General features: G+C 40.3%; 18 protein-coding genes and 1 pseudogene. 2 read left to right on the top strand and 17 right to left on the bottom strand.

Translation table 11 applies throughout. From position 1 onward, the window contains the following. The 4 genes from Q0625_RS01475 to Q0625_RS01460 all read right to left on the bottom strand — a co-directional run. A partial coding sequence (locus Q0625_RS01475; RefSeq protein ID WP_298823125.1) for a hypothetical protein occupies positions 1-490 on the bottom strand: 490 nt, incomplete at its 3' end. A 48-nt stretch (positions 491-538) separates the two neighbouring features. Next, the gene (locus Q0625_RS01470; protein ID WP_298823124.1) at positions 539-1180 is read right to left on the bottom strand and encodes a hypothetical protein; all 642 of its coding nucleotides are present in this window, start codon (positions 1178-1180) and stop codon (positions 539-541) included. Between the two features lie 130 nt (positions 1181-1310). Next, positions 1311-2786 carry a VWA domain-containing protein gene (locus Q0625_RS01465; RefSeq protein ID WP_298823127.1) on the bottom strand — a complete coding sequence of 492 codons (1476 nt, stop codon included), beginning with the start codon at positions 2784-2786 and terminating at the stop codon, positions 1311-1313. A gap of 210 nt (positions 2787-2996) precedes the next feature. Then, complete coding sequence (locus tag Q0625_RS01460; protein WP_298823123.1) at positions 2997-4034, bottom strand: nitroreductase; 1038 nt, start codon at positions 4032-4034, stop codon at positions 2997-2999. A gap of 196 nt (positions 4035-4230) precedes the next feature. On the opposite strand from Q0625_RS01460, the gene Q0625_RS01455 reads away from it, so the two are divergent. Next, entirely contained in the window at positions 4231-4761 is a 531-nt protein-coding gene (locus tag Q0625_RS01455) for a hypothetical protein (RefSeq protein ID WP_298823122.1), read from the top strand. On the opposite strand, the gene Q0625_RS01450 is transcribed toward Q0625_RS01455, so the two are convergent. From Q0625_RS01450 to Q0625_RS01405, 10 genes and pseudogenes are all read right to left on the bottom strand, one after another. Then, the gene (locus Q0625_RS01450; protein WP_298823121.1) at positions 4758-5279 is read right to left on the bottom strand and encodes a Crp/Fnr family transcriptional regulator; all 522 of its coding nucleotides are present in this window, start codon (positions 5277-5279) and stop codon (positions 4758-4760) included. The two genes, Q0625_RS01455 and Q0625_RS01450, sit on opposite strands and share 4 nt — an antisense overlap. 128 nt (positions 5280-5407) lie before the next feature. Further along, positions 5408-6310 (bottom strand): gliding motility protein GldN, encoded by a 903-nt coding sequence (gene gldN, locus Q0625_RS01445; protein WP_298823120.1) that lies wholly within the window; start codon positions 6308-6310, stop codon positions 5408-5410. Between the two features lie 14 nt (positions 6311-6324). After that, positions 6325-7899, bottom strand: a complete 1575-nt coding sequence (gldM, locus tag Q0625_RS01440) for a gliding motility protein GldM (RefSeq protein ID WP_298823119.1) — start codon at positions 7897-7899, stop codon at positions 6325-6327. A gap of 42 nt (positions 7900-7941) precedes the next feature. Continuing rightward, positions 7942-8640 (bottom strand): gliding motility protein GldL, encoded by a 699-nt coding sequence (gldL, locus tag Q0625_RS01435; RefSeq protein ID WP_298823118.1) that lies wholly within the window; start codon positions 8638-8640, stop codon positions 7942-7944. A 59-nt stretch (positions 8641-8699) separates the two neighbouring features. After that, positions 8700-10085, bottom strand: a complete 1386-nt coding sequence (gldK, locus tag Q0625_RS01430; RefSeq protein ID WP_298823117.1) for a gliding motility lipoprotein GldK — start codon at positions 10083-10085, stop codon at positions 8700-8702. A 337-nt stretch (positions 10086-10422) separates the two neighbouring features. After that, on the bottom strand, positions 10423-10938 hold the full coding sequence (locus Q0625_RS01425) for a PAS domain-containing protein (protein WP_298823116.1): 516 nt from the start codon (positions 10936-10938) through the stop codon (positions 10423-10425). Between the two features lie 185 nt (positions 10939-11123). Next, positions 11124-12101: an alpha/beta hydrolase-fold protein gene (locus Q0625_RS01420; RefSeq protein ID WP_298823115.1), complete on the bottom strand. Its 978-nt coding sequence runs from the start codon at positions 12099-12101 to the stop codon at positions 11124-11126. A 1-nt stretch (position 12102) separates the two neighbouring features. After that, complete coding sequence (locus Q0625_RS01415) at positions 12103-13449, bottom strand: DUF4374 domain-containing protein (protein WP_298823114.1); 1347 nt, start codon at positions 13447-13449, stop codon at positions 12103-12105. 81 nt (positions 13450-13530) lie between these two features. Next, positions 13531-15882 (bottom strand): TonB-dependent receptor plug domain-containing protein, encoded by a 2352-nt coding sequence (locus Q0625_RS01410; RefSeq protein ID WP_298823113.1) that lies wholly within the window; start codon positions 15880-15882, stop codon positions 13531-13533. A gap of 257 nt (positions 15883-16139) precedes the next feature. Beyond that, positions 16140-16343: pseudogene (locus tag Q0625_RS01405) on the bottom strand (beta-glucanase); the annotation flags it as partial. A gap of 122 nt (positions 16344-16465) precedes the next feature. Here Q0625_RS01405 and Q0625_RS01400 point away from each other — a divergent pair. Beyond that, positions 16466-16885: a SlyB protein gene (locus tag Q0625_RS01400; RefSeq protein ID WP_298823112.1), complete on the top strand. Its 420-nt coding sequence runs from the start codon at positions 16466-16468 to the stop codon at positions 16883-16885. Positions 16886-16968: 83 nt separating this feature from the next. On the opposite strand, the gene Q0625_RS01395 is transcribed toward Q0625_RS01400, so the two are convergent. The 3 genes from Q0625_RS01395 to Q0625_RS01385 form a co-directional block, all read right to left on the bottom strand. Beyond that, positions 16969-17811: an aldo/keto reductase gene (locus Q0625_RS01395; RefSeq protein ID WP_298823111.1), complete on the bottom strand. Its 843-nt coding sequence runs from the start codon at positions 17809-17811 to the stop codon at positions 16969-16971. A 229-nt stretch (positions 17812-18040) separates the two neighbouring features. Beyond that, entirely contained in the window at positions 18041-20146 is a 2106-nt protein-coding gene (locus Q0625_RS01390; protein WP_298823110.1) for a subtype B tannase, read from the bottom strand. Positions 20147-20416: 270 nt separating this feature from the next. Beyond that, positions 20417-21058, bottom strand: a complete 642-nt coding sequence (locus Q0625_RS01385; RefSeq protein WP_298823126.1) for a LuxR C-terminal-related transcriptional regulator — start codon at positions 21056-21058, stop codon at positions 20417-20419. Positions 21059-21197 lie beyond the last annotated feature (139 nt).

The raw sequence follows: 21197 nt of genomic DNA, 5'->3' as shown, positions 1-21197 counted from the left end.
TTCGGGAATTAACTATCTTAAAATCAATATTTATCAATTTTTGTCGTGTAGTTAGAAAGAAAATAGTAAACTTATCTCCTTCTCCTGAGATAACAGCATTCACTCCTTGAGCTCTATAATCTCCTCCAGAATGATTTCTATAGTCTACTTTTATGTTAGACCCATTTTGTCCATAGAACTTATAGAAGAATCCATCAAAACGACCTCTTAAAGGATCCTTATCTATTCCAAAACTGCTATGAATAAGCTCTAATGCTCCAGTTGTAAAAGATCCTTCTACTGCAGGAGGATTGGTACCTCCATAGATAGTGGCACCCGCATCAGCCATTTTCTTGATAAGGTCTTGAGAGACAACTTTAGTAACCTCACTTGAGAAAGTATTGTTGGTAATACCTCCTTTATCTCCGTTGTTGTCATCTGATTTGGAGCAGGATACTACTGCAAATAAAGCACATATCGCTGTGCAAAGCGCATAAATGTTTCTTTTCATTTTTTTATCCTTTAATTGTTTTCTCTTTCACTATTAATCTGCTAATTGCTAATCTCCATAAGGGTAATTTTGCTTTTTTATAGCCAATTTACTTTGACTTACCCAAATACGTATAGTCCCTTCGGGAACCATTCTGTTACTGGTATCTCCTGTTTTTTCTATTTTAAGAAACCCATACTGAAAATCCTTGATCCCTTGGGGAGTAATCTCTCCTGAGAGTACAGACACATCACGAGTTTTTATTTCCAAATCAGTAACATCCATATCCAAATAAGCAGTAAACTTATTACCATTGCCCGAAATAATAGTCCCTCTTCCTTTCGCCTGATCATTAGCAGTAATTGCTTCATTTATATAATCTGTTCTTACTTTGGTGCCTTTTTGCTCATAGAACTTGAAACGATAGCTATCTATCTCTTTCCCTACAGGGTAACCATCATTCTCAAGACTGGTATATATCATCTCTAAGATACCAGTGGCGAATATCCCCTCTATATTGGGAGGATTGGTTCCCTCATTAATAGTCATTCCATTAGCGTTCATCTTAGCTATATATTCCTCTGGAATAATAGCTTTGGCTTCTGCTGGAATATCAAATCGTTTAGGCTCATTACTATCTGACTTAGAACAAGAAACTAAAGCAATCAAAGCGAATACCCCTGCACAAAGTGCATAGATTACTCTTTTCATCTTCTCTATTTTTTTAAGATTATTGGGCGGCAAAGATAATAATTAATGATTAATGATTGGTGATTAATAATAAATAATTAACAAACTAGTCAATTGACTGATTGACTCATTGACTCATTGGTCAATTGACTTATCGTTTCATCAACTTCGCACTTTCCACTAAGCGAACAAACTCCTTTCGGTAGCCTTCTTCATCTCGTCCAAAAGCATTCTTAGCCAATTCCACCACTTGGTCATAGGAAGCGTCGGCTTTGTGCTCGGAGTCTCTCAGCAGCAAGCCAAATTCGGTCACTGCCGCAGCGAAGCGAAAATCATCAGACGCCTGAGCCAGTTCTTTTAGGTTAAAGATCAACGGCTCCACCACTTCTCGGCTGGCGGCGTTGGCTTCTTTAGGGTCTTTGTAGCGGATTTTCAGGAAAGCTACCTCATTGCCCTTCCCTATTTCATTGAGCTGACTATCTTGATAACGGAGGGAGGAGGTCACTTTTCCATCGGAAGGGACGATTTCATAAATAGCTGTAACGGAATGTCCTGCCCCTACTTCGCCTGCGTCCTTTTTGTCATTGGTGAAATCCTCATTGGCAAGCATACGATTTTCGTAGCCTAGGAGTTTGTATTGCTTTACATACTTAGGATTGAACTCTATTTGTAACTTCACATCCTTGGCTACAGTAAAGAGTGTACCACCGAACTCATTGACCAATACCTTCTTCGCCTCTGTAAGATTATCTATATAAGCATAGTTACCATTACCGCTATCGGCTAAGGTCTCGGCCATATCGTCTCGGTAATTGCCCATACCAAAGCCCAGTACAGAGAGATACACGCCCCTCTCACGCTGCTTTTCAACGAAAGCTTTAAGGTCATTAGGATTGTTAATACCTATATTAAAATCTCCATCGGTAGCCAGAATAATACGATTATTTCCTCCCTTGATAAAGGCCTTGTGTGCCTGCTCGTAAGCCAGTTGAATTCCTTGTTCGCCTGAGGTACCTCCACCTGCTTCAAGCTCATCCAATACATTTTCTATCTTCTCTCGCTCCCTAACCGAGGTAGGCTCCAGTGCTACCCGTGTACCACTGGCATAGGTTACGATACTCACCTTGTCCTGCTCCTTGAGCTTTTGGAGCAAGAGCTTTAGGGAAGCCTTGAGCAAGGGGAGCTTGTTGTAATCAATCATAGAACCAGAGACATCAATAAGGAACACCAGGTGAGAGGGAGGTGTCTGGGAGAGGTCTAAAGGCTTTGTCTTCAGACCAATTCGCAAAAGCTGGTGCTGGGCATTCCATGGAGCAGGTGCCTGCTCGTAACTCACTCGCAATGGAGAAGGCGTTTGTGCATCGGGTGTAGGATAGTCATAATCAAAGTAGTTAATCATCTCCTCAATACGTACAGCATCCTTAGGTGGGAAGGTGCCCTGTTGTATCATACGGCGGATATTGCTATAAGCTGCCCTATCCACATCTACCGAAAAGGTAGAGACAGGCTGGGAGGCTACCTCTACAAAGGGATTTTCCTTGAGTTCTTTAAAGGTTTCTCTACTCTCACCTGTAGGTACTTGCATATGCTCTGTATAAGGAGGATACTGATATTCTGGGCTATACATCATATCATGGTTATTACCACAGCCAAGCCATAGCAAACTGCCTAGAACTGTAAAAACAACTCTTTTTTTCATATTTGTCAATCATTATGGTTATATGGGACAAATATACAACTTTTTCTTCGTTTAACAATGTACCAATTTATCTATTTTCCAATTTGCTAATAAGGTAACTAGCTATTCGATTCTTAAGCTCTTTAACTCATTGACAAATTATCTCATTACTTCTCTAATATCTTTCCTCTTGGAGTAGGCCATAGGTTGAGCATAACCAAGTCGTAGAAGTATTTGGGGGTAAGCCTGAGCTATAGGAAGATTTTCACGCAATGTGGCGTTGATTTCAGGCACTTCACAAGGCTGATTGAGGTAAGCATGTGCGATTCCTGCCTGAGTGAGCAAGAGCAGAAAGCGTTCGAGGGTGCGACCTATTTGTATCCATGTGTGAATGTCATTCTTCTGGGTAGTTAGCAATACCATATGCGAAGAAGAACGTATTTTTTTAAGATCGGTCTTGTTTTGAGGCTTTGCCTTGAGACTGGCCTTTACGATAGGTTCAGTGACCCAGCGAGGTAAGTTAGGAGCTCCCAATACTGCATAGCTCAACCCATCATGGGTACTCTCTGCATGTTTTTTATTAAAGCGAATCCAAGAGAGGAGTTCATCTTTGAAAGCAGGGTCTCCCATCTGCATGGTATTACCTTCTAACACAGCTTGGGTGAGGGTTTTAAAAAGTGGAGTATCCTTGGCAAAGGCATAGAGTTTCACTTGCCCCTGAGTAGCAGGCACTTCTTCACTCACCCTGTCGATAAGGTTTTGTAATAGTATGGGATCAATATTTCTATCCTCATACTCAGAACGGTTTGTTTGCCGCTTCTCAATCACTGCTGCCAAAGGGTCAGCGATTACTGTATTGGATTTTTGTAGTTCTACTGTGATAACTCCTTCATCACTGAGACTCACCTTAGTCTGATAGTGCAATTCAGTGGCTTTCGTACAAAGATTTTCCAGCGCACAACCTAAACTGATAAAGAGTTCGCGGTGCTGACCATCCACTGCAGGAAGTGCCCTATCCAAATTGGGTGAGATCACAATACTATGGTCAGAGGTCTCAAACCACCATGGTTGAGAGTTATGACCCGAAGGCGCTTGAGTAGCAGCCTTAATGAGGGTCATGTAATCGGCATCTTGGGCGCGTCCCTTAAGGGCAACTAGCGCCATCATAAAAGTAAAGGATAACATTTTGAAGTTCATTTTATTTGTCTTTGTTTTTCAATGCAAAGTAACGACCAAAAAATGTAGAAAAAATGAACTTGGGTTCATAAATGCTTTTGGTAGTTTAAGAATAAAATCGTAATTTTGAAAGGAATATCGCCTCTTACTTTTGCGGCTCACAGCAAAAAATTGGATACATAAAATAATTGAAAAACAAGTAGATAGAAAATAAAAGATGAACATCATAGAACTCATTAACCTTATCAAACCACGCCCTGAACTATTTATTCACGAACATGATATATTCTGCTTATATAATTTCCTAAATGGTTGGTATTATCGCAATCAAGAAGAAGATGTAAAAGCAGATATACTCTATAATGATTTTTACTATTGGTTACGCAAGAAATATCATCTTAGAGATAGTAGAGGATGGGCGGATATACTCTTCTACAAATTCAAGACTAAAGAAAAGGCTTTAGATGCCTTCTTTGAGCTATTCGATACCTTCTACCAAGAACATATCTCCAGAGACTTTTTGGGCAAGGTAGAATGGCTTATTATCACATTAGAAGATGAAGCGTATGATGAAATAGCCCATTTACTGAAAGAAGATCTAAAATGTACTACGTCAGAAACAGCGCTTTATATGAAATTACAATCTCACTTGAATACAATCTTAGAGAAGAGAAGCAAATATCCAAGAACTCATTTCTCTCTTGTGGAAGAATTATTAGAAGAACTCAATGAAAAAATGACCCCTTAGAAAATACGCCTGCGTATTCTGCTGAGGGCTTGGGGGGTAATGCCTATATAGGAAGCAATATATTTCAGTGGAATATTCTGAATAAGCTTAGGGTCTTTCTCCAATAGGGTACGGTAGATTTCTTCGGGGGATTGTAGTAAAAATTGCGCTTCACGCTGCATTTTCTCAATAAGCAAGTGTTCTAGTATATCAGCTTTTATTTGGAGATACTCCTGTTGCTGTATCAGGTGGTTAAGGTGTTCACGCCCTATCTTATAGGCAGTAACATCCTTAAGGGCTTCAATAGAAAGCAGTGAAGGTTCTTGCTTAACAAAGGAGGTATAAGAAAGGCAGAACGATTCAGGAAACAGTATATCCACCGTAGTTTCCTTATCTGTAGTAGGATTATAATAGAAAAAGCGTACTATACCTTCGCTAAGGTAATACAAGTAGTTTTCTACCTCACCTACACGAGTGAGGAGTTCTCCCTTGGCGAAGCGTACTTCGGTAAAATATTGACTAAGAAAATCGAGATTCAAGGCTTAAAAGATAGGTGACAAATAAAGTCAAGTGGACAAATATGTAAGTAAGGTTCCGTAAGTGAGCAGCGTTTGGAAAAATATATAAAAAAGGCTGTCCAAAAGGACAGCCTTTTTTGTATATTGTTTTAATAAACCCACATATCTTGTTCGCGGTCGCGGATACGTTGTTTGATACGTTCTGCTTCTAAGAGCTGGTATAAGGCATTGTCAGGAAGGTATTTCTTGATTTCCCTATCCCCATACACGTTATCTTCCTTATAGATAACCCCTACAAAACGGCGCGCGTTGAGCAAGTGGTCAAAGGAGATACGGTTAGCTGAGTTCAACTGATTGAATACTCTAGCCTTATGCAAGATATTTCTTGCTGCAGGATACCATACCCAGAAGAGTTCTACCAAGTTTGATTGTGCATCATCAGTTCCTAAAACACTCACATCAGGAGCTACTGGAGCAATTCCAAGTAAGCGATACTTAAGTTCTCCTTGTCGTTTGTCGAAATACCATAGACCTTTGATACGATACTGTACGATATCCCTTGAGGTAAGGTCAGTACGTACAATGTATTCTGGAGGCAATGGCTGTCCTTGGTTAAGGATTTCATATCCTGCATCAAGGGTATCGGCCTTGGACAAACTGTACTTAAGGTCATCGAAAGTTCTCTTTTCTGTGAAATAGGAATCTGTATAAGTTTCAGTGAGTTTTTTCTCCTTCATCGCTCTTAGGAGAACATCGTACAAGGAGCGACGGTCTGCACCAATCTCCATAGTATCAATAGGGAATAGTAGCGGGAAGTTAGCTCTTTCTTCCAAGTCCACAAGTTCCCAAGTGGTAGTTGACCACATGATATCACGGTCATCTACATAACCATAAGGAAGTGGTACGTCATTGTCAGATTCCTGTTGAGCTGTTGTCTTCTCACCTATCTCAGTTGGAACTTTTGCATTCAAGATATTCACTTGAGCGAAAGTAGTTGAGGAAACTATCCACAAAAAAGATAGCGTCAGGATATTCTTTAGTGCTTGTTTCATAATCTTATAATTTGTTATAATACTTCGATAGATATAGGAGTAGCTGGTTTAGGAGTACCACTATATCCTGATACTGAGTAACGTATCTCTGATATTTGAATTATATCTCCCTTCTTAGCACGGTTTACAGCTGCTGCTGCTGCACCACTAGCACTTACACGGCTACCTTGTACAACCACACTAGGTTGTCCTGGTACTAAGATACGGAAAGAGTTTACTTTGGTAGTAAGGTCAAAATCAAAGTCGTTGAAAGCAACAGAAAGTTCCCCTGCCAAGATATTAGCCTTAGCCAATTTCACAGCTCCAGTAGTACGTAAGATAGCTCCTTCTGGTTTTGGAATATCTTTTATACGGAACTTCTTAGAAGAAGAGAATTTCTGTCCGTCGAATGTACCAGTTACATTGATGGTTACTTCAGCTGAACCAGCGTTAGGCTTCATGATATAGTTAGGTCCGCTCTTACGAGAAAGTCCTGGTGCAGAAGCATTAACTTGATTATCAGGCACCCCTGGCATGGAGATAGTCATAGGGTTCACTACACCACGGTATACCACGTTCATCTTATCAGCAGAGATTACCGCTTCGTTAGGACGAGGGATAGTGGTAAATGATTGAGACACATCTACTGGAATTTCCTCACCCTTTTGTTCATAGATAAGTTTTCCTTCAATCTTGTGATCACCTACGTTACCTGTATTAACTTTAAGTTTTACCTTTCCTTCTACTACTTCTACTTGTGATTCAGGGATAGGGCGACCATCAAGAGTAAGTTCTACTTTTTTAGGTTTGGTAGACTTATCTTTACGTCCAAGAACAATAGCTCCGTCAAACTCTTGGTTAGCATAGTAAGCCCCTCTAGATTGTTCAAGTAAGGTAGTATAGTGTTTCATAGAAAGCTCTTCTCCCATCTTCTCACCGAGTATAGCCTTATAGAAGTCTTGTTCTGTTTGGCGAATGTCGGATTGTAGTTGAGAGAACTTAGTAACAGCCGCTATATAAGGGAAACCTTCGTAGTTGTACTGTACCCAACCTACGCTATTTCCTTCACGGTCTTTTACTTTGTCATTCGTACCAGTGCTAAAGCGTTCTTCAATGATTGCCTTAAGAGCTTCTTCTTTGGGGTCAAGAAGGCTTACCAATTGGTTACGATAGTTTTTAATTTTGTCTAAGAACTCCTGACCTGCTGGTTTAAGTCCATCAGTTTTAAAGAATTTTTCGTCCAACATATCGGATTTGTCCATTACTTGGTAATCCTTTCTTTCTGCTTCAGTTTTACCAGCTTGAGACATTACTTCTTCTTTGAGAGTCCCTAAGTAAGAGTAATATTCGTTAGACAAATCTCTTACTTGACGAGCCTTTTTCAAAGCCTCGGCATATTCTTCAGGTTTTTCTTGTTCTTTTTTCTCTAATTCGTCAAAGACGGCGTCATTGGTAGATTGATAACGTTCGTTAGCGGCTTGTAATTTTTCGTTCATAAGCCCAAACGCACTTAGTACTTCTTTACCCATATTGAGCGCCATCATCGCGATGAAAACCAGATACATCAGGTTAATCATCCTCTGTCGTGGTGAATTTGCTGCTCCTGCCATTTCTAAATTGGTTAAATGATTAAATAATTATACTTTTTTAGATTATCGAGCTCCGCCCATTGCAGAGAGCATGCCACCATATACTGTGTTAAGAGATCTCAAATGTTCTTTGAATGAATTAACTTGTGCGTTCAATGAGTTAAGGTTATCTACCATACCTTCTTGAGCATTTACTTGAAGTTCAGTTCTTTCAAGTTGGATACGGTAAAGAGAGTTCAAGGCTTCAAGGTGTACAGCCGCTGTAGTAAGTTCTTCACCATATTTTTGAGTAGAAGCTACTGCATCAGCAGCAGGACCTATGTTACGAGCAGCTCCTTCGAAGTTACGGATACTTTTTGCCAAAGAGTTCATTAGTTCAGCATCTACGTGTGCTTCTTTAAGAAGGTTATCCAATTTCTCAGATAGAGATTCTCTAAGAACTTGTGTTTCTTGGTCATTTTGGTAATTTAGCTGAGGAGCAGCTCCACCTGCAAAATTAAGTTGTCTTGGTTCACCACCAGCTAATTCTGGGAATACACGATCCCATTGGTATCCTTCATCTACAGGTTCGAAGGCTGCAATCGCGAAGATGATAGCCTCAGTGATAAGACCTGTTGCGAGAAGTACCCCACCACCTAACTTAATAGAACCTAATGCTATTTCCCAGTGAAGGAGTTTGAAAAGGGCCCCAATAATTACCACAGAGGCTCCTAATCCGTAAACCATATTCATGATTTTTTTTGATGCTTTTGACTTTGCCATTTCTTTTCTTTTTTTTAATTATACTTCTTTTATTTATTAATTTTTAATTTTCGAAATTATTATCTTTGGTTAGTGAGGTTACCTTTCTTAGAGTTAACTCTCTGTACACCCATGAAACTTTGTACTGTACGGAAGCCTATATAGCTACGTGCAGAGTCTTGGTATTCATAATCACGAGTAGCCACTTGAGTATAGAAAGCTACGTCTTTCCAAGAACCACCTCGGATTACTTTACGTTTGTTTTGTTGATCATTTACGTTAGGGTTCATAGAGGACATATATTCATATGAGTTAGAATCATAAGACGTATTTGTCCATTCTGATACATTCCCTGCCATATTGTAGAGGTTGTACCCATTAGGGTGATATGATTTTGCTTCTACTGTATAAAGTGCATTATCGGCTGCATAGTCTCCACGTGAAGGCTTGAAGTTGGCCATGAAACAGGCTTTGCTATCCACAGTATAAGGACCTCCCCAAGGATATGTAGCAGCTTCCAAGCCACCACGTGCCGCAAACTCCCATTCAGCTTCGGTAGGAAGACGGAATGCATTCACGTCTTTTCTCTTTTTTGCTTTTTGGAAAGAGTTCTTATAAAGGGTACGCCACTCACAGAACGCTTTTGCTTGTCTCCAAGTAACTCCTACTACAGGATATTCACTATAAGCATAGTGCCAGAAGTAGTCATTGTGCATAGGCTCATTGTAAGAGTAGTTAAAGTCCTTAATCCATACAGTAGTATCAGGATATATCTTTACGATTTCCTCTTTGATAAAGTCCTTACGACCTTTTTTGTGAGAACGAGCTGCAGCTTCTATATCCATCCATTGGTATTTGAAGACAAGTTTCTCTACAGCCAAGGGACGACGTCCGTTATAAGTCTCCTCGATAGGTACGTACATGGAGTCCATCACCTCAACATAGTGCTCATCTGGGTATTTTTGCTTATCCCATATAAGTTTCACCTTTCTGTTGATTTTACGTTTTTCAGGATTGTCCTTGTCTCCGTAATTCTCATACATATACTTATCGTAAGCACTTAGCTTTTCCTGATCAGTATCCAAGAAAGCATACTTTCCGATACCTTCGCCGCCAGTGGCTTGTCCACTTTCTTCGGCCATAATAGCTAACTTACGACGTACGATAGAGTCACGCACCCAATTGACAAACTGACGATACTCTCCGTTGGTAATTTCGGTATCATCCATATAAAAAGGGCTCACGGTTACCGTCTTGGTTGTAGCGTCCTCGGTATGTGCTTTATCATAGTCAGAGCTACCCATAACGAAAGCACCACCTGGAACAAGTGTCATTCCATAGGGCTTGGGTTGCTTCCATTGTCCACCCTTTACACCTGTAAGTTCCCCTTGGTCATTACCAGCTCCACAGGAAACCATCAGATAACCTATTACAACAAGTGCTACTTTTTTTAGTTTCAATATCATAATCTACAATATTATTTCAGGGAGGCAAATGTAGTCATTTTTATTCATCTTACACTACTTTTTTTCTAAAGACTCCCCTATTTTTAAAGATTCTTTGTACGATTTTTCAGAAAGCAAAATGTTACACACTGATTAAGTGTGTGTTACATTATATCTAAGACTTTATATCTCAGAAAAAAGTTATTAACAATTCCTTTGTAAATTCTAAAATCCTTTTTTGCAAACCTTTCTGAAAAATCAACTCCTTTTAAAAATAGTGTCGTCCCTTGAAAATCATTACACATGGACTCCCCCTTTTGTTGTTTAATTCTTCACGATTTAGTTTTACAGAGTGTCTTTATTTAAATTCCAATATCACATCCTCTATATAAGTAAGATAGTCCTTTCCTTGTTCTTTAAGGAATTGTTGGAAGTACTGCTCTCCAGCCTCAACACCGCCAGCTTGTTCTACTTGCAATATCTTTTGGTACAAAGGAGCTATGTATTTTTCTATAGTCTGAGCAGGTACAGAGGTTCTTCTACCCATGTAATTAATAATCTGCCCGCTTGGGTCACGGATAATATCAAAATCGGTAATTACCCAATAATATTCACCTGATTTGGCAAGATTTTTAACAATTGCATGGAAGTTAATTCCTTTTTGGATATTATCCCAAAGGATTTTGAAGATTGTTTTAGGCATATCAGGGTGACGAATTACGTTGTGAGGCTTTCCTATTAGCTCACTTTCGTTATATCCAGCCACATCCATAAATACCTGATTTACATACTCTATAACCCCTTTTGCATCGGTTTTACTCATAATGGTCTTGGTTTTATCCCAAGCGACCTCCTTATTTACTGGTGTACTCATAAGTCTAACTGTTTATTCGGCGCAAAGATATAAAAATATTTTTAGAAACAAATAAAAAATGTTCTTTTTTTACCTTTTTTTTATAAAAACTTATCAACTGGTTCTTTATTTATACCATAATTGTATATATACACCTCTCAATTCAATCGTATTTTTATGATAATCAATCACTTAAATCATTTCAACTATAATTTATTCTTTTCTTTGAAATTTATTAACAATGCTTCCACTTCTTTGGCTTGGGGCTGCTTTCCATTGCGTTGTAACCACTTGATAGTATTCTTCAGATAACGTTCAGAAGGGGTAAAGGTATAGTGTAGTCTTTCGGAAAGTGCTCTATATCTCTCAGTTATTACTTGAGGGTTTTCCTCTATATCATTGCGGTCAATGAACATCTCGGCAAAGAGTGCTCTGAACATATCTATATTACCAATAAGCTGTATAGTACCGTGATTTTCCTTAGAATACTGAGAAATTTTCCATTGTAGATTTTTAAAAGTATTGGCTTGTAACATCGCCTTTAACTTGTCAAAGGTAGCCACATGTTCACTACGACCATTATGACGTATTTTATAGCCTGTATGGGTGATATAAAGCAAGCGGTTTTGGAAGTCTTTTTCTTTGCTTTGTTCAAGCAGCTTCATACCATAACCCGATCCCCACCATAGGCTGGGGTCATGTACGATATAGGCATTGAACAAATCCGTATGCTTTACCAAGGCGCCCACCACTGAGAGACCACTAAGGGAGTGCCCTACCGCTATACGAAAGTCCTTACAGCGATACTTACTCTCCACAAAGGGTTTTACCTCTTCCCTAACAAACTGCCAAAATCGATCGTTTTCGGTGGTAAAATCACTATCCCTTTCCACACTTTCTATTCCTACAACAATCATTTCTGGTATGTTGGGAATCCCTTGGGTGAGCTTCTCCATAAGGGTAGTGAAATAATTGAAGTTAGTTTGCGCATCGAGCAAATAGACCACTGGGTAATCCGTGGGGGTAAGGGAGCTATCATTATAGGAAGGGGGCAGGTAGAGGTCTATGGTGCGCTCCCCTCCCATAATGGTAGAAGGGAGCGTAAAACGCTCCCCTATACAAATAGCTGTCTGTGCCCAAGTGCTACACACGGATAGGAAAAATAGACAGATGATATGTTTCATATTATTCAAAACGTCCTATAGCATTGATTACAGTAGCTCCTTTCACTACTAAGCCCTTAGTAGCGGCATTGGTAGCAGGGTCTATGATATAGATAGCAGGGTCGGTACCTTGTTCGTTCACTGGGAGATATACCTTACCGCCATAGATCGCTGGGGTAATAGGATTAGTTACAATATTGGTACATTTGGCAGGTTCAGGAAGACCAGCTACCCAATTGAGTGTCTTAGCTTCTACATCCACAATCGCATAGTGATATACATCCAAAGAGCGGAGATTGGCCTTAGTAGCATCATTGAAGAACTCTACAAGAAATTTGTTATCAGTTATATGCCATACACGGCGGAAAAGGCCGTTGTTAGATACGGCAGAGATATCAAAGAAATAGCTATCATCAAAAGTTGTAGCTCCTGCCTTGATACGCAAAGCTCCTGCGGGCTTAGTGGTAGCCTTATCTGCTTTAGCTGGTGCTTTGGCAGGTGCTGGATTCTTAGCAATAGCTCCTGAGAACACATACACATCTCCATTGGCTACCTTGCCCATTTCCAAAAGGTATTGGCTCTTGAAACGACCCGCTGAGTAGCTGAGCTTATCACTCTTGTAGTAGCGCTTAAGTTTCAAATCCTTATCAAGTACTCCTACATATACCACATCGGTATTTTCCATATAGCCTGTACTGGAGCCCTGTCCTGGCTGTACATCTTTGTATTCAGAAACAAGCATACCTGTTAGGAACTCCCCATTGCCATTGTCCAAAATACCCGCGAAAGATACGATCTCAGTATTATTCATATTGTTCCCTAAGAACTTATTGGTATGAATGGTTTTGCGAGAAGCCTCCGCAAAGTCAGAAGTATTACGGAAGATAAAAGTAGCTCCATCATTTTTCCCTTCGAAAGCCTGCCCACTTACAGCTGTTACATAGTAATTATTAAAGAAGCCGAAGGTAGTAGCTCGCTCATTTACCTCAAAATCATTGATAGGACTTACTTCTCCCTTTGCATTACGCGCATAGGAAACACCTATACCTGCTCCTTTGAATTCATAAGAGAGACCTGCTGCGATATTCTTATTAAACAACCAAAAATATCCATTAGCTGGTTTTAACTGTAATTTGTTAGACTTCAAAGGTACTTCTCCTTTAGTCACATCATCAGCAAGGAGTACATAACGGGCTTTGTTTCCTGCTCCTCCTGCATCAATAAAGAAGCGATTGGCTTCTGCTTGGGGATTGGTATTATTACCCCCTCCATTATTGTTATCATCACTCTTGGAGCATGATACCAAAGTCGCTGTTCCTACTACTGTGAGGAACAACCCTTTTTTAATAGTTTGAAAATTAATATACATAATATAAATAGTTTTGAATTTTCAGTTTTGAGTGGTTAGTAGGAGCAAATTGCAATTCGCCCTAATTATAATTCGCCCTTACTAAAATCTATATGAGGCTTTGACATAAAAGGCTCTACCTGCTTTTTGCAAACTATAGTTGTCATATAGCAGTGCATCGGTAAAGTTCTTGACCTCGGCCGAGAGGGTGTACTTATTCCTTGGGGCTGTATAGGTAAGGCTTAGATCGTGGGAGAGCTGTGTGGGTACAGTGATTTTTGCTCCTTCACTCTGCCAAGAGAGGAAAAACTCATGAGTATAAGCCAAATTGTAGCCCAAGGTAAGCCCATCGTCCTGAGTGAGTAAGCTATCGAAAGTATAGGTAGCATCGGCACTACCAAAGAGGTAAGGCATGTTAGGCACTCGATCCCCATAGGTTAGCGAATTGGCTCCGTTGGTATTTTTGCGCTCGCGGTTGCGCATATCCATATAAGAGAGATTTCCCCCTACAGAAAAGGTTTTCTGATAGAAATAGCGCAGGGTGAAATCACCGCCCAAGGTGAGTACCTTGCCATGGTTCTTGCTCGTGGCTGCTCCTGTGCTGGCTACATTGCGAATGATATAGTCCTGAATATAGCGCAGGGCAAAGCCTCCTTCTGCTAAGAGGGCATGACCATTAGTTTCGGGTTGCCAAGAGAGATTCACGTTGAGATTATTGCTCTGCTCAGGGCGCAACTGGTTGGCTCCTATCTCTAAGTCACCATCTCCGAAAAGTTCTCGGTCGTTGGGCAAGCGGTAACTCTTTTCATAAGAGAGCTTAGCCAGCAGTTCCTTAGAGAACTCATAAGAAGAACCTATCCCTGCCCCCAAGGCATCGGTACGCTCAGTATGATTTTCATAAACGGACAAATAGCCGTGGCCACTCACCACTGCAGGGCCTGTTACTTTAGCTGCATAATATTTACCGAAGGCTAAGACCGTCCACTGGTCATTCGGCACATATTTGTACGAGAGGCCTGTGATATTCTTCTGGTTGATACGATCCATAAAATCAGCATCGGAAGAGAATGGCGTAAAAAGCTGGCTCTTGGTCAGTCTATAATAGTGGCTAAAAGTATGCGTAAGCTGCAAGAAGTGCTTTTCGCTTAGCCAATAATCCAAGTGTGCTGCCACGTAGGCTGTCTTGCCTTCAAAGACTGTATTCTGATACATAGCCTCCCCTTTAGTTGGCTTGATTCTGTAAGAGCCGTCCCAGCTATATATACGATTTTCTTCATCTACAACATTGGTGGTTGTTAGGTCATAACGCCCTGTAACGGAGAGACTCAGCCCTTCCAGCAAGTTTTTCTTTTCGTACTCTATCCCTGTACTATAGGTATAGGAGGTTTGGTACTTACCCCCAAAGACAATCTGCATGAGATTGGCATTCTGTATCTGTTTGTACTCTTGGTTATAGTTCAGGGAGAAAGAGAGCTTATCTGCCCAAGGCTCTTTGAAAATATTCACCTTTCCGATGATCACCTCATTGTGATAACGGTCATGGAAGCGCTTGAACCACTGCCTATCCTTGGAGTAAATCCCCTTTGTCAGGTCTAAGTAGTGGGTAAGCACCTTATAGCTATTATCGGAATAGTTCTGATAAGCATTAAGTTCTATCCCTATATTATCGGTCAGTGGTGCCCCTACATTGAGCGTGCTCTTATGGGTATTGAAAGAACCAAAGGTATAACTTAGGTTAGCATACTGAGCATTGCTGCGCCTAGTAACGATATTCACCGCCCCTCCCAAGGCATCAGAACCAAAGGTAACAGGCACAACCCCTTTATAGATCTCAATACGGTCAATCAGTTCTGTAGGGATATTACCTATTTGAAAAGAAGAAGCCCTACTGATAGGCACCCCATCTACAAAAGTACGTACATGCTGACCTGTAAAACCATTGAGGTTAATTTGGCTCTCAGCTCCCACACCACCCATTTCGCGTACCTTTACCCCAGAGGCTTTGGCGAGCATATCGGCGGCATTGCTATTGAGGTGTGTGAGCTTGGTGGCATCTATAGCAGCTACATTATAGACACTCTTCTCTACCTGCTTGATGGGGGTGATAGCCTCCACCGTAATGCCTATAAGAGCGGTAATCTCTTCCTCCATAGCCACATTGAGCTCCACCACAGGTTGTGCCACGATGAGGGTTTGCTCTTGTGTCTTATACCCCATGGACTCTATAGAGAACGTATAAGGCGCTTTTCTATAAGGTACTGACAGAGAAAAACTCCCTTGTCCATCGGCCACTGCATACTTTTTAAGCTCCTTAAGTTGCACCACTGCCCCCACTACAGGCTCTTTGCCTGCGGTGATACGCCCCTTTACGGTAGCTACTTGCTGGGCATAAAGCACCCCTACACAGAGATAAAACACACAAAACCAAAAACTTCTGAAAGAGAAATACATCATATAGCTTATATCCTATTTCTAAACGGGGGCAAAGATACTAATTTATTTGGAATAATTCTAAAATAATTCATTAATTAGCAGATTTGTCACAGACAAATTAAAAATCCTCATGAGTTGTCATGTCTCATGGGGATTTTTAGTTATTGTCTATTGTGCTACGTCCTAAACTGTTAATTGGCATATCATCTCCACAAAAGCAGGATCTCGGTGAGAGAAGAAGAGTGTTTGCGTAGCAAATCGATATAATCAGTTTGTAGTTTGCACCAGTCGGCTTTGGAAGTAGGGCATCCCCATATTTTTGACCATATACCAGTAGCAAAAATATCGTCGCGGTTGAAATCGTCTTCCCAAACTAATTCCCATTCCTCTTTTTCTTTGGAAGAGGTGTCCTCTTCTTTTTGTTCTTGAGAGCAACCTACAATGATGCTCCAAATGCATAAAATAATAAAAGTTTTTCTCATAATATTGTATTGTTTTTAAGTTATTCTAAATGCAAAGGTAGTGATAATTTGATAATTAGCGAATTTTCATATTAGGCAATTATGTATTACCTTTGCGGCATTAAAATATTAATAATATAATTATGAGAAAAGTACTTTTAATGGGAGTGTTAGCTTCCTTTATGTTAGCGGGTTGTGGTACAGCTAAATCACCAGAGATGAAACGCTTGGAAAAACAACAACAAGCCTTGAAACTCAATACCGAGCTCAACGAATTGCAAATGAAACTCACTCAAGAGCAAACCAATAATCAGTCGTTGCAAACTGAGGCTACGCAAGCTAATGAAGAAGCTACCAATCGTACGGATGCTTTTAGTGATGCGAGTTCGGCTTCGGCAAGTGCTAAAAAAGCGAACAAAGCTGAAAAGGCTTTGCGCAAAGCTAGTAAAGCTAATAAGCAATTAGCAAAAAGTAATCGCCGTATTGAGAAATTGCAAAAAGACATCACTAAATTGCAAGAAAAGATAACTAAACTAAATGCTGAAGTAGAATTTAGCAAATAGATGCAAGTTAGATGTTTTATTAAAAAATCCTTGTATGGTATTACCACACAAGGATTTTTATTTATTGCTTGTCGTGCTACGACCTAATTACCATATTGTAGTATCATCTCTACAAAAGCAGGATCTCGGTGAGAAAAGAAGAGTGTTTGCTGGGTGTCAAGAGCGGCTATTTGGCTCATATCTTCCGCTGAGAGTTGGAAGTCAAATACATTAAGGTTTTGTTCCATACGCTCTTTGCGCACCGACTTAGGAATGCAGATAATATCGCGTTGCAAGAGATAGCGCAAAGCTACTTGGGCAGCGCTTTTGTGATACTTTTCACCAATAGCATTGAGCGTAGGATTGGCAAAGAAATCATTTTTACCCTCTGCAAAAGGTCCCCACGACATTAGCTTGGTGTCGTATTTTGTCATTAGCTCTTGGAGGTCTTGCTGTTGGTAGAATACGTGTGTTTCCATTTGGTTTACAGCAGGCTTTATCTCACAGTGGTAGGCCAAATCAAGGTATCTATCCGCATAGAAGTTGCTCACCCCAATAGCGCGCACTTTGCCCTCTTTGTAGGCTTCTTCCATAGCGCGATAAGAGCCGTAATAATCGCCAAAAGGTTGGTGAATGAGCAAGAGGTCTATATAATCAGTTTGTAGTTTGCGCAAAGAGGTTTCGATAGAGGCTTTTGCCTTTTCATAGCCTGCATTGCTTACCCACACTTTGGTAACGATAAAGAACTCTTTGCGGTCGATACCACTTTTTTTAATAGCATTGCCTACGCCCTCTTCATTGCGATAGATTTGGGCAGTATCAATCATTCGGTAGCCTACCGAAATAGCATCGCTTACGCAACGCTCACATTCTTTAGGGTCTACTTGGTATACACCATAACCCAATAGGGGCATTTGTACCCCGTTGTTTAATTGGATGTTTTGCATAACTTGAGTTTTAAGTTCTGATTCTGCAAAGGTACGATGATTCTGTCAAATAATTGTCATACAAACATTGGTAGTTTTTTATGAGTTTTTCTGTACCTTTTGGACTTCTCATCTACCGCCTATTTCTCTCGTTTTGTACAGCAGCACTTAGGGGTAAGTCCGAGTGCATCTTATCAGTAATAACATAAAATCCCCATACAGTATTTACTACACGGGGATTTTTATGTATTTATTTGCTTATTTTTTCAGCCCAATCGAAAAGTTCTTCAAGGTCATAGTCGCCACTATGGGGTTTATCCCAAGGGAGAGCATAATCTACAAAGTAGTGATTATTTTGGAGCACTGTAGCAAGAATTAGGGATATAGCAGCAGAGGTATCGCTGTCCTTAGCACCGTGGCGTATACGCCAATATTTGGGCAAATGAGCATTCTTTTTACCTATGAAACTCATTGGGTTCATTAGTTTTACTATATTGGCATCTGCCATTTGGCTTTCTACAGTACTGTTTTTTAAGGCATAAGGGGTAAAATGCTTTTTGTCTGTATTGCTATCACCAAAAAGTTGGTTCTCTCCTGTACTGAGGTCAAGCCCATCAAAAGCTGGGGGAGTCTTGTGTCGCTCCATATAAGTGATATAGCCTTCCCAGTCTATGGCAGTAACTTTCCCGTTTTTGAGTGTAAGGAAAGAATATTTACTAAGGTCTGTCCCTTCCCCTTGAGCTTTTTCGGCAGCGGCTATGATAGTTTGTTTTAGCAGTTCTTTAAAACTTCCTTCGCCTTTGGTATTTAGGGTAAGTCGTTTACCCTTTTTGTCTTTTAGTTGTAAGCTATTGAGGTAAGCAGAAAAATCCTTTTTGAGATCAGCAGAAACTTTTGTCTGTTCAGGGGTAAAAGTACCTGTTTTATAAGTGCGCTGTACGTTGTAATCAAGCATAGAAATCTCCATCGTTTTGTACTGACTCAGGTTGCCAAACTGCCATTCGTAGGCTTTGTCAGCGTTCTCTAAGTTGGTGATAGGACAATAAGCTGATACGGCGAAAATAGCATCGGTAGCAGGGGCAGCACCTAATTCCTTTAAGTAAGGCTCATAAGCCGCTTGGTCACCAGAAGCTCCTAAGAGAGCAGAGGAGGCACCCCCAGCACTCGTACCATTGGAAATGATTTTATTAGCATCACCTGGCATTTCTTTATCGTTGTATTTGAGGTAGCGTACTGCCGCTTTTAGATCTACAATCACAGCAGGAGCTTTACCAGTAGCTGAAGTACGTCCGCGTGCACCTGGTGAGACTACTACAAAACCTTTGCTAAGTGCCATAATGAGGGAGTTGTTCATATCCTTGAACTTACCTCCAGTAAGTGAAAGAGGCTTGGCAGGCATATAGCCTCCTATTCCATTGGGAAGGAAGATAGGGGCTGTTTGGGCGTTAAAGCCGTTGATAGTCCCTCCATTGAAGTAGGCCTCAGGAATATAGATATTTAGCTGTTGGTACTGCTCTTCTACAGGATTGGTTACATATACAATTCCCTCATAAGCACGTACAGTAAGGGTTTGGTCACCTTGTGTTACTTGCTCTGTGGTGTATTTAGTAGCATCGAAACGGAGAGGTGATTTTTGCAATTCTTTTAAGATGGCTTCCCCCACGCTCTTAGCCGATTGCGGGTTCTGACCGGTAATTACACGATTATCTACACTCACTTTGTCTTGCCATATGCCCGCTTTATCAATAATAGCGCCGTGTTCTTTGAGTTTGTCTTCCAATGAATAAGGCACTACTTTGGTGAGTTTTACGGCTTCTTCTTCCTCATTCGTAAAAGGGCTCAAAGTTTTGCCACTCACTAAATATTTACCATTAGAGAGTTTAACATTCACTAAGCCCGATGGTCCGTGACATACTGCAGCTACTACACCTCCTTTTTCGTAAATCTGTTGCGCTATCTTGGCAAGGGCTTCACTGCTAGCAAAATCCCACATGGTACCATGCCCACCCGCATAAAAGATAGCAGCATAGTCCTTAGCTTTTACCTCAGAGGGGGCGAGGGTGTTTGCCAACTTTTTTTGGTAGTCGGCACTTTCCCAATATTTCTTATTGATAGGGTCGTCTAACTTCACCCCATAAGCAGTTGTTGAACCACCCTTCGGACTTACAAAATCTACCTTATAGCCAGCCTCTGTCAGTACTTCTAAGGGGTGTGTTACTTCTGATAGGAAATAGCCCGTAGTTTCTCCTGTATTCCCTAGCTGGGTATGGTTTGTTACTACGAAGAGTATTTTCTTATTTTGTGCTAACCCCATAAAACCAGTGATAAGGGTAAGCAATATTGCTATTTTTTTCATTGCTTTTTCTTTTTAAATTCGGAGGCAAAGATACGAATAATATATGTATGACACTATCAGGCATATCATTTTCGGGGGGTATGAAGTAAAATACAAACAACTCAAGTTTCACGAGACACACCTAAACATGTGATTATCAATCTCTTAAGTATAGACAAACTCCTCATCAGTGAGAGAGACGAGCTCTTCAAAGTACTGTCGCAAAGGGCGCATATTTTTCTTATTAAATGATAACACAAAAAAAGTAGTAATAATCTTGTTATTAGCCGGTTACTTCACTGCCTCAATCATATTATCTACTTGTAGTTTTTCGAGGATATTTTGTCGGTGGCGGTTTACGGTATGTATGCTGATATTCAATTTTTCGGATATTTCTTTACTGAACATCCCCTCTTTGGCAAGGGCGAGTACCTCTCTTTCTCGTGGAGTGAGCAAGGTATCGGCGGCACTTTCGATAGCAAAAGGTACGATCTCATCGGTAAGACAGTTTTTTATCTGAAAACGCACTGATGTATTGGCTGATTGCTCTGGAGCGATGTCTATGATACCCATTGCCAAAAAATTATCCTCTTTGAATGCCAATATACGCATTTGGTAAATCATTCGTACATATTTTCCTCTTTCTAATATTCTCAACTCATAGATGTATTTGTAAGCCAATTTTTCTTCCTCGGGGAGTGTGTTTAGGAACTCCCATACTTTTTTATCAATTCTTCTTACCACCTCCCAATCATCAGGATGTACCAATTTCTCAATATCAATTTCTTGAGACGCTTCTATATATTCGGTTACATAATAGTAATGCCCAAACCTATCCGATAGGAAAACAGCAAAACTACCTGCTTGTTCCAATATTTTTATATAGGGAAGATATTGCTGTGCTATTTCGTCTATACTTTTGTCCATTGTCAGCTTCAAAATGGTTATTATTCAGTATTGCAGAGGTGCCGCCACCATTGTAATTTTGCCCCAAAGATAATCAAAAATTTTTAAAACATGAAGCATCAAGCACGAACCATTAGAAATTTATGTATTTTTATTCTCGTAGCCC

The sequence above is a fragment of the uncultured Capnocytophaga sp. genome, from assembly GCF_938029845.1.
Taxonomy (GTDB): Bacteria; Bacteroidota; Bacteroidia; order Flavobacteriales; family Flavobacteriaceae; genus Capnocytophaga.
This window is presented reverse-complemented; position numbering and strand designations above follow the sequence as displayed.